Origin of the sequence: Streptomyces aureus, from assembly GCF_001418135.1 — a bacterium.
In the GTDB taxonomy this organism is placed as follows: Bacteria; Actinomycetota; Actinomycetes; order Streptomycetales; family Streptomycetaceae; genus Streptomyces; species Streptomyces aureus_A.
Genome location: NZ_LIPQ01000199.1, coordinates 1 through 15,687, shown reverse-complemented (window position 1 = coordinate 15,687; position 15,687 = coordinate 1). Strand labels below are relative to the sequence as shown.

Genomic DNA, 15,687 nt, shown 5'->3' with positions numbered 1-15,687 from the left:
GGGCGGTGCGCGCTCCCGGCGGGGGTCGCCGACGAGGACGCCGCGCGCCGGGAGCGCGCACCGCCCGGCACGGCCCACGACCCACGGGCCCCTCGCGGCCCTCCCTCCACCCGGCACAGCTGACGTTCCCCGCGTCGCCGTCCGGGCCATCGGCATGCCCACGGACCGGTCCACGACGCGTGTCCATCCGTACGTCCGGCACGGCCGACGCGTGTCCATCCGTACGTCCGGCACGGCCGACGCGCGCTCCCACCCTCCGCGTGGGCGCGCCGTCGCCGTGCGCCGCCCGTGGAGTAACCGTGTCCTCTCGTTCCGCGTTCTGGCGTGCGCTGCTCGCGCTCGCCGTCGTCGCACTGTCCCTCTGGATCACCCTGACCACCCCGCCCCGCCTCGGCCTCGATCTTCGCGGCGGGACCCGCATCGTCCTCCAGACCGAGGACGGACCCACGGTCCGCGCCGACGCCGCGGCCACCGACCGCGCCCTGGAGGTGCTCCGCAAGCGTGTCGACGGGCTCGGCGTCGCCGAACCCTCGCTCGCCCGCTCCGGCGAACGCCGCATCGTCGTCGAACTCCCCGGACTCCGCGACCCGCGCCAGGCCGCGGAGGTCATCGGCCGTACGGCTCAACTCACCTTCCACGCCGTCACCGGCGAGGCGCAACGCCCGGCCGGTACCGCAGGGTCGGACGGTTCGAGCGGCTCGGACAACCCGGCCGGGACCGCCGAACCGGCCGCGAAGCACGGGGCCGCACGCGTCCTCGCCGACCCCGACGCGCCCGGCCGCTTCCTCGACCTCGCCGCGCCCGTCCTCACCGGCGACGGCGTCAAGAGCGCCGAGGCCGTGCTCGACACCACGAGCGGCCGCGGCTGGACGGTCGACCTCTCCTTCCGCGACCGCGCCGCCGACACCTGGGCCCGGCTGACCGGCGCCGCCGCCTGCGCGGCGCCCGGAGACCCGGCCCGCAGGGTCGCGATCGTCCTCGACGACCGCATCGTCTCCGCCCCGGCCATGCAGGCCGGCGTCCCCTGCGGCTCGGGCATCGGCGGCGGCTCCGCGCAGATCACCGGCGGATTCTCCGGGCAGGACGCCCGGGACCTCGCGGCCCTCGTCCAGGGCGGTGCCCTGCCGGTCCCCGTCACGACGATCGAGCAGAGCACCGTGGGCCCGACGCTCGGCGCCGAGGCGATCCGGGCCAGCGCCTGGGCCGCGGTGATCGGCCTCGCCTGCACCGGGATCTTCGTGATGGTGGTCTACCGGCTCCTCGGCGTCCTCGCGACCGCCGCGCTCCTCCTCTACGGGCTGATCTCGTACGCCGCGGTGGTCGCCCTCGGCGCCACGCTCACCCTCCCCGGCCTCGCCGGGTTCGTCCTGGCCATCGGCATCGCCGTCGACGCCAACGTCCTCGTCTTCGAACGCGCGAGGGAGGAGTACGCGGCAATGGGCCGGGCCACGAACGGGCGCGATCTGCGGCGGCCGCTGACGACGGCGTTCGGCAAGGTGTGGAGCGCGGTCGCGGACTCCCATGTCACCACCCTGCTCGCGGCCGGCCTGCTCTTCGTCTTCGCCACGGGCCCCGTCAAGGGCTTCGGTGTGACCCTCGCGATCGGCGTCGTGACCTCCCTCCTCACCGCCATGGTGATCACCCGCATCCTCGCCGACCTCACCCTGCGCCTGCCCGCCGTGCGCCGACGGCCCGCGGTCACCGGCATGGCGGGACTCGGCCGGCTGCGCACCCGGCTGACCCGCAGGGTGCCGCGCCTGATGGCCCATGGGCGCCGCTGGCTGCTCTCCTGCGCCGGACTCCTGATGGTGGCCCTCGCCGGAATCGGCGTCCGTGGCATGGAGTTCGGTGTCGAGTTCACCGGCGGCCGGGTCGTCCAGTACACGGCCGAGCGACCCGTCGACGCGGACGAGGCACGCGCGGCGATCGCGAAGGCGGGCTTCCCCGACGCCGTCGTCCAGACGACCGGCGACAGCGACGTGTCGGTACGCGTCAGGGAGAGCGGGGACGTCGAACAGCTGGACATCCGGGAGGCACTCACCGGGGTCGCGGGCCCGGTGGAGGTGGAGCGCGACGACCTGATCGGCCCCAGCCTGGGCGGCGAGCTCCGCACCCACGCCCTGCTCGCGCTCGGACTGGCCGTCGCGGCCCAGCTCCTCTATCTGACCGTACGGTTCCGCTGGACGTACGCGACGGCGGCGGTGGCCGCCATGACCCAGGACGTGCTGCTCGTGATCGGCCTGTTCGCCTGGCTCGGCAAGCCGGTGGACAGCGTCTTCCTGGCCGCGCTCCTGACCGTCGTCGGCTACTCCGTCAACGACTCGGTGGTCGTCCTCGACCGGCTGCGGGAACTGCGGCGGCGAGGCGGGGGCGTTCCCCTCGCGGACCTCGCCGACCGGGCTGTCGCACAGACCCTGCCCCGTACGGTCAACACCGGTATGGGCGCGCTCTTCGTCCTGGTGGCGCTCGCCGTCCTCGGCGGCGACTCGCTCACGGACTTCTCCGTCGCGCTGCTCGCCGGAGTCGTGCTCGGCATGGCGTCCACGGTCTTCACGGCGATGCCGTTGGCCGTGGCCCTGGAGGCCAGGAACCCGGCGGCCGCCGCATCGGGCGGCCCTTCCGGCTCCGGCGCGCGGCAGCGGGCGGGCGGTGCCGGCGCGGACCGGGACCGCTCGGGCGCGGTGGTCTGACCCGGGCGGACCGAACGGCGCGTCCGGAACTCCTCCGGCGCAGGCCGCGCCCGTCCACCCAGGCCGTACGCCCGCTCCGTACGGGGAGCCCTCGCACGGCTCCCCGTACCGGCCCTGTCGTCGAACTCCCTTTGTCTCCCGGGGCGGACGGGAGTTCGACGACAGGGCCTGGGGCTGACGGGTCGCCCTCTGGTCACGCCCCCGCGAGCTCGGCCTCGATCAGATCGGCGGCCCGGCGCGTGCCGCCCTCGCGGGCCATCGACTCGCGGATCTCCCGGGCGCGGCGCGGCACTTCGGGATCGTCGAGGAGCGCGAGCATGTCCTTCCGCAACCGCTCCGGGGTGACCTGGTCCATCGGCAGGTGCCGCGCCACGCCCAGCGCCTGGAGCATGTCCGCGTTCCCGAACTGGTCGACGGCCTGCGGAACGGCCACCATGGGCGTGGCCGTGGCCAGACCCTCCTGGCTGCCACCCGCGCCCGCGTGGGTCACGAAGGCGTCGGCCTGCCGCAGGATCGCCAACTGAGGTACCCAGGAGTGCACTTCGACGTTGGCGGGAATCTCGCCGAGCTCCGCGGGGTCCACGAACTTCCCGATCTGGAGGACGACATGCCAGCCGGGAAGCCCCGCGAACGCCTCCACGCAGTCCCGGTAGAAACCGGGCAGCTTGGTGAACGCGGAGCCGAGGGAGACCAGGACGACCTTCTCCGCGTCCGCCGGCCGCTCCCAGCCGCCCTGCTCGGCGCGCTCGCCCTGGCAGGCGCCGACGAAGGTGTAGACGGACTCGTCGACCCGGTCGGCGTGCGGCTGCAGCGCCTTCGGGATGAGTACGAGCGCGCGGCGGGGGCGGGCGACGAACCTGTCGGGGTCGGTGTCGAGCCCGTGCCCGGCGAGCCAGGCCTCGAACCGCGCGTAGTACGCCTTGCCGCGCGGTGAGGCCTTGAGCTCGGCGAACATCGGCTCGGCGACCTCCTCCTCGTACCCCTCCCACGGCACGAGGTTCGGCCACAGCGAGACCGCCGGTACTCCCCAGCCGTGGGCGAGTACGCGGGCCGGGTAGGCGGTGATGTCGTGGAGGACGAGGTCCGGCCGGTCCCCGTCGAAGGCCTCGGCGAGCTGCGGCAGCGCCTGCACGGCATCGCTCAGGAAGGGTTCGAGGTTGTCGATGAGTTCCGTCCCCCAGGCGTCCGGGTCGTCGTCGGTCGGCAGGGTCGAGGTGTAGACGACGGGTGTGGCTCCCGTCTCCGCGACCTTCTCGGCGAAGGACGCGGGGACGGCGTAGCTGACGCGGTGGCCACGCGCGACGAGCTCGCGGATCACCTCCAGGCTCGGGTTCACGTGGCCGTGCGCGGCGATGGAGAACATGGCGATGTGTGCGGGAGACGCGGTGGTGGTCATGACGACCACTGTAGATGAGACGATACGTCTCGTCTAGTCAGTCACCCGGGCTGGTCGGGCTCGACCAGGCGGAGCTCCAGGAGGCGGGGGAGCGCACCCCGGTGCCACGCGACGCCGGGGAGCTCGTCGACGGTCTCGTCGCCTTCGTCGAGCGGCGGCTCACGGGGGACGGGCGGCGCCGCTCGTTCGCGCGCTACGCCTGCGCTCTGGAGAGCGTGCGCCAACCCGAGTTGCGGGAGATCCTCGTGCCGCGCGACAACGCCGGCCGCCGGGTGGTCGAGGAGTTCCTGGCCGCACGTGGCGTCACTGACGCCGGTGGACGCACCGTCACCTTGCTGACCTGCGTGGACGGTCTGGTCTTCGACCGTCTGGTCCACGGCGGCTCCGTCTCGGCCGGAGAGGTGGAGCGACTGGTCGCGGCAGCGACGCGCTGAGTTCATGACCGAACCTCACCCGAGGTGATCTGTTCATGCCAAGATGGCGCCTGTCGAATCATGCCGTCCGACCCAGGGGACACAGTGAAGACACAGGTGTACGCCACCAGGGGCGCGCTCGCCCTCGCCGCCGCCCTCACGATGATCATCGCCCTGCCCAGCAGCGCGTTCGCCGCACCGCCCCCCGCGCTCCCGGCCAACGCCGACGGCCTGGAGCAGACCTTCCAGCCGGCCTACGACTACGACACGGACGGCTGCTACTCCACCGCCGCGATCGGACCCGACGGCACCGTCAACGGCGGGCTCAAACCGTCCGGCGCCCTCAACGGCCAGTGCCGTGACTCCTGGGACCTCACCCAGACCAACGGCTACTCCCGCGCGAAGTGCAACAACGGCTGGTGCGCGATCCTCTACGGCCTGTACTTCGAGAAGGACCAGGCCGTCATCGGCAGCGGCCTCGGGGGACACCGCCACGACTGGGAACACGTCGTGGTCTGGGTGCAGAACAACCAGGCGCAGTACGTCTCCACGTCCGCCCACGGCAACTTCAACACCTACGGCCGGGACGCGATCCGCTGGGACGGCACCCACCCGAAGGTCGTCTACCACAAGGACGGCATCGGCACGCACTGCTTCCGCCCCGCCAACTCCAACGACGAGCCGCCGGAGAACCACCAGCACACCTGGCAGTTCCCGAGCCTGGTCGGCTGGAACGGCTACCCGGCCGGTCTGCGCGACAAGCTCAGCCAGGCCGACTTCGGCAGCGCGGTGTTCGGCCTGAAGGACGGCAACTTCGCCCCCCACCTGGCCAAGGCCAAGCCGGCCGGCATCCCCTTCGACCCGTACGCCTGACCTGACAGGTGCGCCGGCCCCCGGCGGGCCGACGGACGGGTCCACGCCCGTCGGCCCGCCGGAGCGCGTCCCCCGACCGCTCGGCCGCCGTCGAAACGGACGTCCCCCGGCCCGCGCCCACCCCCTGAACCGCGCCACGAGCGACCCGGTCGCGCGAGCGGCGGCAACCTTTCCCCTTCCTGTGGCGACTACCGAACGCCCGCCCTTTCCGGCGGGCACCCCCACACGGAAGGACGTACGACATGACCGAGGTGCGAGGCAGGGCGAGGCACCGCAGACGAGGCAAGGCGCTGGTGATCGGTGTCCCGGCGGTGCTCACCGCCGCGGGGCTGCTTGCCTACGGCACGGCCTTCGGCCTCTTCGGCACGGACGCGCGGGCCGGGGCGGAGGCCGTGCAGGCGAAGGCCGGGCCGGCGGCGCCGGCGCCGGAGGCGCCCGTCTGGGCCCGCGCCGTCGCCGACGGTTTCGCGTCGGTCGACGCGCTGGGGCAGAAGGGCACGTACGGCGGACGCGACGGCAGGACGGTCACGGTCCGGACCCTCGCCGACCTGGAGAAGTACGCGACCGCCCCGGAGCCGTACGTCATCGTCGTGGCCGGGACGATCACGGTGAACCCCACGGGCAGGGAGATCAAGGTCTCCTCCGACAAGACCATCGTCGGCTCGGGGACCTCGGGGCACATCGTCGGAGGCGGCTTCTTCCTCGGGCAGGGCGTGCACAACGTCATCATCCGGAACCTGACGATCCGGGACGCGTACCAGGGGATCTGGAACGACAAGGAACACGACTTCGACGCCGTCCAGATGGACGGCGCCCACCACGTGTGGATCGACCACAACGACCTGCGGCACATGGCCGACGGGCTCATCGACAGCCGCAAGGACACGACGTACGTCACCGTCTCCTGGAACAGGCTCGGCACCAACAACAAGACCTTCGGCATCGGCTGGACCGAGAACGTCACGGCCGACCTGACCATCCACCACAACTGGTTCCGCGAGACCGAACAGCGCAACCCCTCCACCGACAACGTCGCCCACGCGCACCTCTACAACAACCTCCTCCAGGACGACCCGGGCACGAACATCACGTCCTCGTACGGGAACTACGCGCGGGGGAGGACGCGGATGGTCCTGGAGAACAGCGTCTTCCAGGGCGTGAACAACCCGGTCGTCAAGGACGGCACGGCGGCGCTGGTGCAGCGCGGAAACGCCTTCTCGGGTACGACGGGCCGCAACGAGAGCGGCGGTACGGCGTTCGACCCGAGGGCCTTCTACCCGTACACGCTCGATCCGACGGCGGAGGTGCCGGCGCTGCTCAGGTCGGGGGCGGGCCCTCGGAAGACGATCGGCACGACGGGCACGCCGACTCCGGCGCGTACGACTCCGGCCGCGGCGCCGGCCGTCCTCACCGTGGCGAAGGACGGCAGCGGCCGCTTCACCAGCGTGCAGAAGGCCGTCGACGCGGTACCGGCGGGCAACAGTTCGCGCGTCGTGATCCGGGTGTCGCCCGGGGTCTACCGGGAGACGGTCAAGATCCCGTCGAACAAGCCGCAGGTCACCATCGAAGGCACGGGCGGCAGCCGCAAGGACACCGTCCTCGTCGAGGGCCACGCCTCCGGCATGACCAGGCCTGACGGCTCGGGTACGTACGGGACGGGCGGCAGCGCCACCGTCGCGGTCGAGGCCGACGACTTCCAGGCGCGCAACCTCACCATCTCCAATGACTTCGACGAGGCCGCGCACCGCGACCTGAACGGGCATCAGGCCGTCGCCCTCCGCACGGCCGCCGACCGGATCCTCCTCGACGGCGTCATCGTCAGCGGCGACCAGGACACCCTCCTGCTCGACACCGCCGCGAAGGACAGGCCCGGCCGGGTGTTCGTCACCCGCTCCTATGTGATCGGCAACGTCGACTTCGTCTTCGGACGGGCCACGGCGGTGATCGACAGATCGGTCCTCACCCTGAAGAAGCGCTGGGACGGCACGTCGGCGGGGTACGTGACGGCCCCGAGCACCCCCGCCGGCCGCAAGGGCTTCCTGATCACCCGTTCCACGGTGAACGGCGACGTCGCCGCGGGCGGCTTCTTCCTCGGACGCCCCTGGCACGCGGGCGGAGACACGACGCTCTCGCCCCAGACGACGGTTCGCGACAGCGTCCTGAGCGCCGCGGTGAAGCCCACTCCCTGGACGGACATGGGCGGCTTCTCCTGGAAGGCGGACCGCTTCGCGGAATACCGCAACACCGGCCCGGGCGCGGGCCCGGCCAACCCGGACCGCCCCCACCTGAGCTCCGCGGCGGCGGCCACCCAGGACACCCTCCACTGGCTGGGCGACTGGAATCCTCGGACACCCTGAGCTCCCGCACCTCCGCGTACGCGCATATTCGCAGGCGGAGGGAGCGCGCCCGCTCCTAAGCTCGGCGCATGAGCAACTCCCGGGCGGCCGCCGTCCTCACGACCCCCGACCTGGCAGAGGCGATGCGCGCGGTGCGGACCCTGCTGGATGTCGCCGACCTCGACGGGGCCGAGGTGGACTTCGAGGCGGTCATCCACTCGCCGGAGGTTCTCCGCCGCGTCCAGGAAGTGCTGCCCGACGGCCTCGAATGGTGGGCCTTCGAGGAGGGTGCCGAGGGCTCCTCGGCGGCCGGGGACGACCCGGCCGCCTGGCTGCCGATCAGACTGTTCGACTGGTGCCGGCCGCTGGACCGCGCGGAACCGTTCATCGCCGCCCTGGCCGGCACCCCGGCGTCCGTCCGCTGGGACCTGAACGCCTGGCCCGAGGTGCCCGAGGCGGGACTGGAGGCCGTCTCCCAGAAGTACGCCTACCTCACGCTCTCGGTGAACTCCAGGGATCTCGGGCAGGACGAACCGTCGCAGGACCACACCGTCCATGTGCACAGCCGCTGGGGTGAGGACGACGGCCGTGTGGAATGGCTCGCGGCACGCATCGGAAGCACCCCCACGGGCAGGGCGGAATCCTCCTCGCTCTGAGCCTCGTCGCCCCCACCGCCGGGCGGCGCCCGGCCGGGTCGTGTGGGCAGTCTGACCTGCCTCAACGCCCCGCGATCCGGCGTGGGATCATGCGGTTGCCCCGGGGGTGGGCCGCCCGGCCGGGCGTGTGCGATGCGAGGAGCACGGTGTGAAATCGGGTGGGGACCGGGACGATTCGTCGGTGCCGGACGATGTGTGGGAGCAGTTCCTGCGGGACTCCGTGGAAGGCGTCGCGGACGCGCCCAAGGAACCGTCCGCGCGCGCCCGGGAGGTGACGGAGCGACTGCGCGACCAGCCTGCGGGCAACGAGGGCTGGCGCACGTACACGCCCGCCGCCCCGGCCCGGCGCAAGAAGGGCCGTTACCTGGTCGGGCTGCTCGCCGCCGTCGCGCTGCTGGTCGCGGCGTTCGACCCGTGGAACATGATCGGCGCTTCCGGCGGGAGCGGCGCGTCCGGACCACCGCTCGCCCAGGAGTCGGGGCGTCCGACCGACGCGCCGCCCGTGGAACCGGCCCAACGTCCCACCCTCGCCGAGCCGTTCAGGGGATCGCCCGCCGTGCGCTGGGCGGACGGCACGGCCGGCATCACCGTGCCCGCCGCACGGGCGACGGGGTGGATGAGCAAGACGCAGGTGGAGAAGGCACTCCTGCGGACGCGCGACTTCCTTTTCGCGTCCAGTCTGGACCCGGCCGTGCTGCGCGGCGAGCGTCCCGCCAAGGCGATCGCCCTGATCAACCCGCACCAGAAGGACGTCAAGGACTATCTGGCCGCCGCGTTCGGCACGCCGACGGAGGAGAACGACCCGCTCCTCTTGTTCAGCCGCTTCGACACGTCGTACGCGCGCCCGGCCGGCGACATCGTCAAGACCCGGGGCCGGATGACGTTCCGGGAGGGCGAACGCGGTGCCCTGCAGGTGACCACCGACGTCACCTACGTCTACCCGGTCGTACGGGCGGAGGCCGGCAGCGACGAGGTCGTACGCACGATCGCGCGGCGCGAGGTCGTGGTGAACTGGGACGACCCCTCGAAGGTCATCACCGAGGCGGGCACCCTCTCCCTCGTCTCGTACAAGGTCGACATGACCAACGGCGGCTGCGACACCCTCACCGGCTACTTCACCCCCGAGTTCGGCGGGCAGGGGTCGGACAGCGGTTCGACCGACGGCGAGACCGTCGATCCGTACGACCGCAGCACGTCGATGTTCGGCGGGACGGGGAGCCCGGACGGCGGGTGCAGGACCGCGTCGCGTTCCTGACCACCGGCCGCACCCGCGCCCCGCCCGTTCCCGCTCGTCGTCCCTGCCCGCACCCGCGCCCCGTACATTCCCGGCCGCCGTTCCATGGTCACGGACGCACTGCGGCGGGCACGATGGGGGCCACCGCGGCGGGGCGACCCGAGCGCGCCGACAGGAACCGGAAGGGACACGTCACCCCATGCCCCAGCACTACGGCGACTACCAGCACGAGATCTACTTCGACGGGCTCTTCGGCGTCCTGCCCACCCAGCCGATGACCTTCGCCGAACTGGAGACAAGGGCGCGGGCCGCGCTCCCGCCCTCGCTGTGGTCGTACGTGGCGGGCGGCGCGGGTGACGAGTCCACCCAGGAGGCCAACGTCGCGGCCTTCCGCACCTGGGGGCTCGTCCCGCGCATGATGGTCGGCGCGGCCCGGCGCGACCTGTCCGTCGACCTGTTCGGGATGAAGTTGCCGTCCCCGCTGTTCATGGCTCCGGTCGGCGTGATCGGCCTCTGCGCCCAGGACGGGCACGGCGACCTGGCGACCGCCCGCGCCGCCGCCCGGACCGGCGTACCGATGATCGCCTCCACGCTCACCGTCGACCCGATGGAGGACGTCGCCGCCGAGTTCGGCGACACACCGGGCTTCTTCCAGCTCTACACGCCGACCGACCGCGACCTCGCGGAGAGCCTCGTACGCCGTGCCGAGGCCGCCGGCTTCAAGGGCATCGTCGTCACGCTCGACACCTGGATCACCGGCTGGCGGCCCCGTGACCTCGCCACCGGCAACTTCCCCCAGCTCCGCGGACACGCGCTCGCGAACTACACCTCCGACCCCGTCTTCCGCGCCCGTCTCGCCAAGAGCCCCGAGGAGGACCCGCGCGCCGCCGTCCTGGAGTGGGTCGGTGTCTTCGGAAAGCCGCTCGTCTGGGACGACCTCGCCTGGCTCCGCTCGCTCACCGACCTGCCGATCGTCCTCAAGGGAATCTGTCACCCCGAGGACGTCCGCCGCGCGAGGGACGGCGGCGTGGACGGCATCTACTGCTCCAACCACGGCGGCCGCCAGGCCAACGGCGGCCTGCCCGCCCTGGACGCCCTGCCGGACGTGGTCGCCGCCGCCGACGGCCTCCCCGTGCTCTTCGACTCGGGCGTCCGCGGCGGCGCGGACGTCATCAAGGCACTCGCCCTCGGGGCCACGGCGGTGGGCGTCGGGCGCCCCTACGCGTACGGACTTGCCCTCGGCGGCACCGACGGCATCGTGCACGTCCTCCGTGCCCTCCTCGCCGAGGCCGACCTGATCATGGCCGTCGACGGCTACCCGACGCTCGCCGACCTCCGCACGGACGGCGCGCTGCGCTCGGTCCGGGCGTAGGGGCGAGTCCGAGCGTCGGCCGGCGGTCGGGGGAGACCAGCCGGTCGAGGGCGGCCGGGGCGGTGGGGGAGGCGGACATCGCGGCTGGTTCCTTCCGATGGGGAAGGCGCCCGCGCGCGGGCCGCAGCCCGGCGCGTGGCTGGTGAAACGGAGTTCCGGGACCCGGGACGGGCTCAGTCGAGGGTGTCGGGGTCCGGCCCGGTGCGCAGTCCGCGGTCGAGGCCGCCGAGGGCGCTCATCTCCTCGTCGGAGAGGGCGAAGTCGAAGACGTCGATGTTCTCGCGGATGCGAGCGGGGGTGACGGACTTCGGGATCACGACGTTCCCGAGCTGGAGGTGCCAGCGCAGCACCACCTGGGCGGGGGACTTGCCGTGCCGTGCGGCGATGTCCACGATGGCGGGCTCGGCGAGGACGGCGCCCTGGGCGAGCGGGCTCCACGCCTCGGTGGCGATGGAGCGGGCGGCGTGCAGGTCGCGGAGTTCCCGCTGCTGGAGCGCCGGGTGGAGCTCGATCTGGTTGACGGCCGGCACGAGGTCGCTGCTGTCGAGCAGCCGCTCCAGGTGCGCGGGCTGGAAGTTGGAGACGCCGACCGCGCGGACCCGGCCGTCGGCGACCAGCTTCTCCATGGCACGCCAGGTGTCGACGTAGAGGTCACGCGCCGGCGTCGGCCAGTGGATCAGGTACAGGTCCACGTGGTCGAGGCCCAGCTTGGCGAGGCTCTCGTCGAAGGCCCGCAGGGCGGGGTCGTAGCCCTGGTCGGCGTTCCAGAGCTTGGTGGTCACGAAGAGCTCGTCGCGGTCGATGCCGGAGTCGGCGAGTGCCCGCCCCACACCGGCCTCGTTGCCGTAGATCGCGGCGGTGTCCACGGAGCGGTAACCGGCCTGGAGGGCGTGGCCGACGGCGGCGGTCGTCTCGTCGTCGGGGACCTGGAAGACACCGAAGCCGAGCTGCGGGATCTCCACGCCGTTGTTGAGCGTGACGGTGGGGACGTGGGACATGCGTGCACTGCTTTCTCTGCGGGTTCGCCCACGGGTCTCTCCCGAGGGCCTCTCTACGGGTTCGCTGCGGATGTCGAAGGGCGCCGGGATGGACGCCGGGATGGACGTCGCGAGCGGCGTCGCTCCGGATTTCTCGCGAGTACGGATCAGGCGAGGGCCGCGGTGGCCGTGACCGCGAAGGAGTGGTCCTGCTCGGGCGCGCCGCCGCCGACACCGATGGCGCCGACGAGCGTGCCGTCGCGGTGGACGGGGACGCCGCCTGCGATGAAGAGCAGCGGGCGGTCCAGGGCCGTGGTCAGGGAGTGGAAGGGGCCGTCCGGCTTGACCAGGTCGACGAGGTCGGCGGTGGGGGCGTTGAGCTGCAGGGCGGTGTAGGCCTTGCGGGTGCTCGTCTCGCCGGAGATCAGAACGGCGCGGTCGTCGCGGCGGAAGGCGAGGAGATGGCCGCCGGCGTCGAGGACGGTGACGCTGACGGTGACCCCGGCGGCCTCGGCGGCGCCACGGGCGGCGGTGAGCAGGATCTCGGCGTCCTGGGTGCTCAGCGGGGCGACGGCGGTGGTGGTCATGGCGCTTCTCCTGGAGTGGGTGCGGCGGGGGAGGGGGCTCAGTGGTGTACGGGGACACGGGCGGCGGCCTCGGTGCCGGCGTCCTTGTCCATGCCGTCGGCATCGGCGGTCGCGGGGGCCCGGCGCTCCAGCGCGGCCGACCAGAGGGCGAGGCCGAGAGCGGCTCCGGCGAGGACGGCGCCGACCCAGTTCGGGGCGGTGTAGCCCAGGCCGGCGGCGATGACGAGGCCGCCGAGCCAGGCGGCCAGGGCGTTGCCGAGGTTGAAGGCTCCGATGTTGACGGCGGAGGCCAGGGTCGGCGCGCCGTGCGCCTGGTCGAGGACGCGCTTCTGCAGCGGCGGGACGGTGGCGAAGCCGAGCGCTCCGACGAGGAAGACGGCGATGGCGGCGAGGACCTTGTGGTCGGCGACCACGGTGAAGAGGGCGAGGACGAGCACGAGCCCGCCGAGGGCGGCGTACAGCAGGGGCATCAGCGCGCGGTCGGCGTACCGGCCGCCGAGCAGGTTGCCGAGGAACATGCCGGCGCCGAAGAGGACGAGGAGCCAGGTGACGGCGCCGTCGGAGTAGCCGGCGACCTCGGTCATCATGGGGGCGATGTAGGTGATCGCGGCGAAGACGCCGCCGAAGCCGAGCACGGTCATCGCCATGGCGAGCAGCACCTGGGGGTTGCGGAAGGCCCTCAGCTCCCGGCGCAGGTGGGTGCCCTCAGGACGGGGCATGGCGGGGACGAGCTTGGCGATGCCGAGCAGGCCGATCACCCCGAGCGCGGCGACGATCGCGAAGGTGGTGCGCCAGCCGACCGCCTGCCCGATGAAGGTGCCGAGCGGCACGCCGACGATGTTGGCGACGGTGAGGCCGGTGAACATGGTGGCGATGGCGCCGGCCTTCTTGTCCGGGGCGACGAGGTCGGCGGCGACGACGGATCCGATGCCGAAGAACGAGCCGTGCGCGAGCGAGGCGATCACCCGGCCGGTCACCATCAGTCCGAAGCTCGGGGCGATCGCGGAGAGTATGTTTCCGGCCACGAACAGTCCCATGAGCAGCATGAGCATCCGCTTGCGGCTCACCTTGTTGCCGAGGACGGTCAGCAGGGGCGCGCCGACGACGACGCCGAGCGCGTAGCCGGTGACGAGCAGGCCGGCGGTGGGGATGGAGACGCCGTAGTCGCCGGCGATGTCGGGCAGCAGCCCCATGACGACGAACTCGGTCGTGCCGATGCCGAAGGCCCCGACTGCCAGGGCGAGGAGTGCGAGCGGCATGGCTCACCCCTTCCGTGATTGCTTGAGTAGGCTCTTTACGTGCTCCCACAATAGTTGCACACGCGCTATAGATGCAATCGCGGCTAGTCGGTGTGATCTGGATGATGGTGATTGCAAGCTCAGGAGGCGGGCGCGGTGCGAGCGGCCTCCCGAGCCGGGCGCACCGGCAAGGCGGCGTCCTGACCGTGGAAGAGCGGACTGCCGCAGGCGTCGGGCACCGACGCCCCGGCGACGCGGTCACCCGGACCGTCACCCGCGCCCAAGGCATTCGGTGGTCCTCCACCCGCGCCCAAGGCGTTCGGTAGTCCTCACACACCGGCCGGGCGGCCCTCCCACAACGGGAGGGCCGCCCGGCCGGCGACCTGGTTCACCCACCGGTCGGCGTCTCAGCCGTCCTTGAGGAGCGCGCAGACGAAGTCCTCCTGGACGGTGCGCAGTCGGGCGAGCAGGGCGGGCTTGATCCTGGGGCTGGTCTGGGTGTTGATGGAGAAGGTCAGGGAGCGGGTGCCATCAGGGGTGGCGGCCATGAGCTGGGTGTAGCCGGCGGTGTTCCCGGTGTGGCCGTAGACCACGCCGCAGCGGGTGGTGTACTGGAAGATCGCCAGCCCGGCGGCGTTCGTGCCGGGCCCCGGGGGCTCGGAGGAGTCGCCGGGACGGAACGCGAGCTGCGCCTCGCGGGTCTGCTCCGAGAGCAGCGAGGGGCCCGCGTAGGCGCGGATGAACCTGCCCAGCTCCCGGGGGGTGGAGACGATACCGCCCGAGGCCCAGGCCCCGGAGGCGCCGAACGCCTCGCTCACGTCCTCGGGTGCGGCCGGCGGGGCGACCGCGTAGCCGTGGATGAAGGGCCGCGGGAGCCGGTAACCCAGCGGGAGGCTGGTGCGGTGCAGGCCCAGGGGCCGGTACACGAGCTCCTCGAGGAGGTCCTCGTAGGAGCGGCCGGTCGCGGCCTCCGCCATGAGCGCCACCGCGATGTTGTCGGAGTTGGAGTACTCGTACAGGGAGCCGGGACTGAAGAGCAGCGGCCTGTCGGCGACGAAGTCGAGGAGCCGGTGCGGGTCGAAGACGTGGTGGGGGTCGGCGGTGAGGACGGCCACGAACTCGGGGTCGGCGGAGTAGTCGGGCAGGCCGCTGGTGTGCGCCAGGAGCTGGCGCAGCGTCACCGCGCCCCAGGCCGCGGGCTGCCCGGGAAGCCGGTCGGCGATGGTGTCGTCGAGGGAGAGCCGGCCCTGGTCGACGAGCCGGAGGGCGACGGCGCCGCTGAACGCCTTGGCGGCGCTGGCGATCCGCATGTGGTCGTCGGGGCGCGGCGGGCGGCCGGTGGTGATGTCGCCGACGCCCGCGGTGTACGTCTGTGTGCGGTCGCCCCTCGTGAGCAGGGCGATCACCCCGGGCGGGCCGTCGTCCTGGGCCACGAGCCGGTCGAGCTGTCGCTGGAGACGCGGGTCGTGCCGCGGCGGGTGGCCGTCGGCGGCCTGCGCGGGCTGGAGCAGCGTCGCGCCGAGCACCGCGGCGGTGAAGGCGGCGGCGGACAGTACGGTGCGCGGGCGGCGGCGGCCACGGGTGCGGGTGGGCACGTGCGGATCTCCCTGGGTGCGGTGAGCTGTGGGCGGCGGGCCGGCGCCCGCGCCCTGGGCCCGGGCCGGGAGACCCGGTCGGGGCATCTGCCTGCCTAGCAGACCGGAGGCCGGACGGGCCCGCGGCACGCCCCCGCCAGGGCCGGTCGGCGGACGTGCTCCACCGGAACGTGCCACGCCGTCCCGGGTCCGATGTCGGCGCGACGGCGCACCAGGCGGCACTTCGGCGTCCTGCCGGAAAGTCCAAGCGCCGTGGCGATCCGTCCCTAGAGCCATGACGCGGGTGCGAGCAGTCTGAGTGCCGCCCCGCACGTCCACGC

At 72.7% G+C, this 15,687-nt stretch carries 10 protein-coding genes and 2 pseudogenes; 7 read left to right on the top strand and 5 right to left on the bottom strand.

Annotation, left to right across the window (positions count from 1 at the left end; translation table 11 throughout):
* Positions 1 to 299 precede the first annotated feature (299 nt).
* Entirely contained in the window at positions 300 to 2,690 is a 2,391-nt protein-coding gene (gene secD / locus AOK00_RS17875; RefSeq protein ID WP_055601304.1) for a protein translocase subunit SecD, read from the top strand.
* A gap of 193 nt (positions 2,691 to 2,883) precedes the next feature.
* Here secD and mgt read toward each other — a convergent pair.
* Positions 2,884 to 4,102 (bottom strand): annotated as a pseudogene (gene mgt, locus AOK00_RS17870) (macrolide-inactivating glycosyltransferase).
* Between the two features lie 34 nt (positions 4,103 to 4,136).
* Here mgt and AOK00_RS17865 point away from each other — a divergent pair.
* The 6 genes and pseudogenes from AOK00_RS17865 to AOK00_RS17840 form a co-directional block, all read left to right on the top strand.
* Positions 4,137 to 4,520, top strand: a pseudogene (locus tag AOK00_RS17865) (TetR family transcriptional regulator C-terminal domain-containing protein); the annotation flags it as partial.
* A gap of 141 nt (positions 4,521 to 4,661) precedes the next feature.
* A complete protein-coding gene (locus AOK00_RS17860) occupies positions 4,662 to 5,372 on the top strand; it encodes an NPP1 family protein (protein WP_437441426.1) in 711 nt (236 codons plus the stop codon).
* 242 nt (positions 5,373 to 5,614) lie between these two features.
* Positions 5,615 to 7,729 (top strand): pectinesterase family protein, encoded by a 2,115-nt coding sequence (locus AOK00_RS17855; RefSeq protein ID WP_055601302.1) that lies wholly within the window; start codon positions 5,615 to 5,617, stop codon positions 7,727 to 7,729.
* A gap of 68 nt (positions 7,730 to 7,797) precedes the next feature.
* Positions 7,798 to 8,364 carry a hypothetical protein gene (locus AOK00_RS17850; RefSeq protein ID WP_055601301.1) on the top strand — a complete coding sequence of 189 codons (567 nt, stop codon included), beginning with the start codon at positions 7,798 to 7,800 and terminating at the stop codon, positions 8,362 to 8,364.
* A 181-nt stretch (positions 8,365 to 8,545) separates the two neighbouring features.
* Positions 8,546 to 9,619, top strand: a complete 1,074-nt coding sequence (locus tag AOK00_RS17845; protein WP_254047398.1) for a hypothetical protein — start codon at positions 8,546 to 8,548, stop codon at positions 9,617 to 9,619.
* A gap of 178 nt (positions 9,620 to 9,797) precedes the next feature.
* Positions 9,798 to 10,970 carry an alpha-hydroxy-acid oxidizing protein gene (locus AOK00_RS17840; RefSeq protein WP_055601299.1) on the top strand — a complete coding sequence of 391 codons (1,173 nt, stop codon included), beginning with the start codon at positions 9,798 to 9,800 and terminating at the stop codon, positions 10,968 to 10,970.
* Positions 10,971 to 11,143: 173 nt separating this feature from the next.
* Here AOK00_RS17840 and AOK00_RS17835 read toward each other — a convergent pair whose 3' ends face one another.
* The 4 genes from AOK00_RS17835 to AOK00_RS17820 all read right to left on the bottom strand — a co-directional run bounded on the left by AOK00_RS17835 (position 11,144) and on the right by AOK00_RS17820 (position 15,367).
* A complete protein-coding gene (locus AOK00_RS17835) occupies positions 11,144 to 11,968 on the bottom strand; it encodes an aldo/keto reductase (protein WP_055601298.1) in 825 nt (274 codons plus the stop codon).
* A gap of 146 nt (positions 11,969 to 12,114) precedes the next feature.
* Positions 12,115 to 12,534, bottom strand: coding sequence for a GlcG/HbpS family heme-binding protein (locus AOK00_RS17830; RefSeq protein WP_055601297.1), 420 nt, complete (start codon positions 12,532 to 12,534; stop codon positions 12,115 to 12,117).
* A gap of 38 nt (positions 12,535 to 12,572) precedes the next feature.
* Complete coding sequence (locus AOK00_RS17825) at positions 12,573 to 13,793, bottom strand: MFS transporter (protein ID WP_055601296.1); 1,221 nt, start codon at positions 13,791 to 13,793, stop codon at positions 12,573 to 12,575.
* Between the two features lie 386 nt (positions 13,794 to 14,179).
* A complete protein-coding gene (locus tag AOK00_RS17820; protein WP_055601295.1) occupies positions 14,180 to 15,367 on the bottom strand; it encodes a serine hydrolase domain-containing protein in 1,188 nt (395 codons plus the stop codon).
* Positions 15,368 to 15,687: the final 320 nt, after the last annotated feature.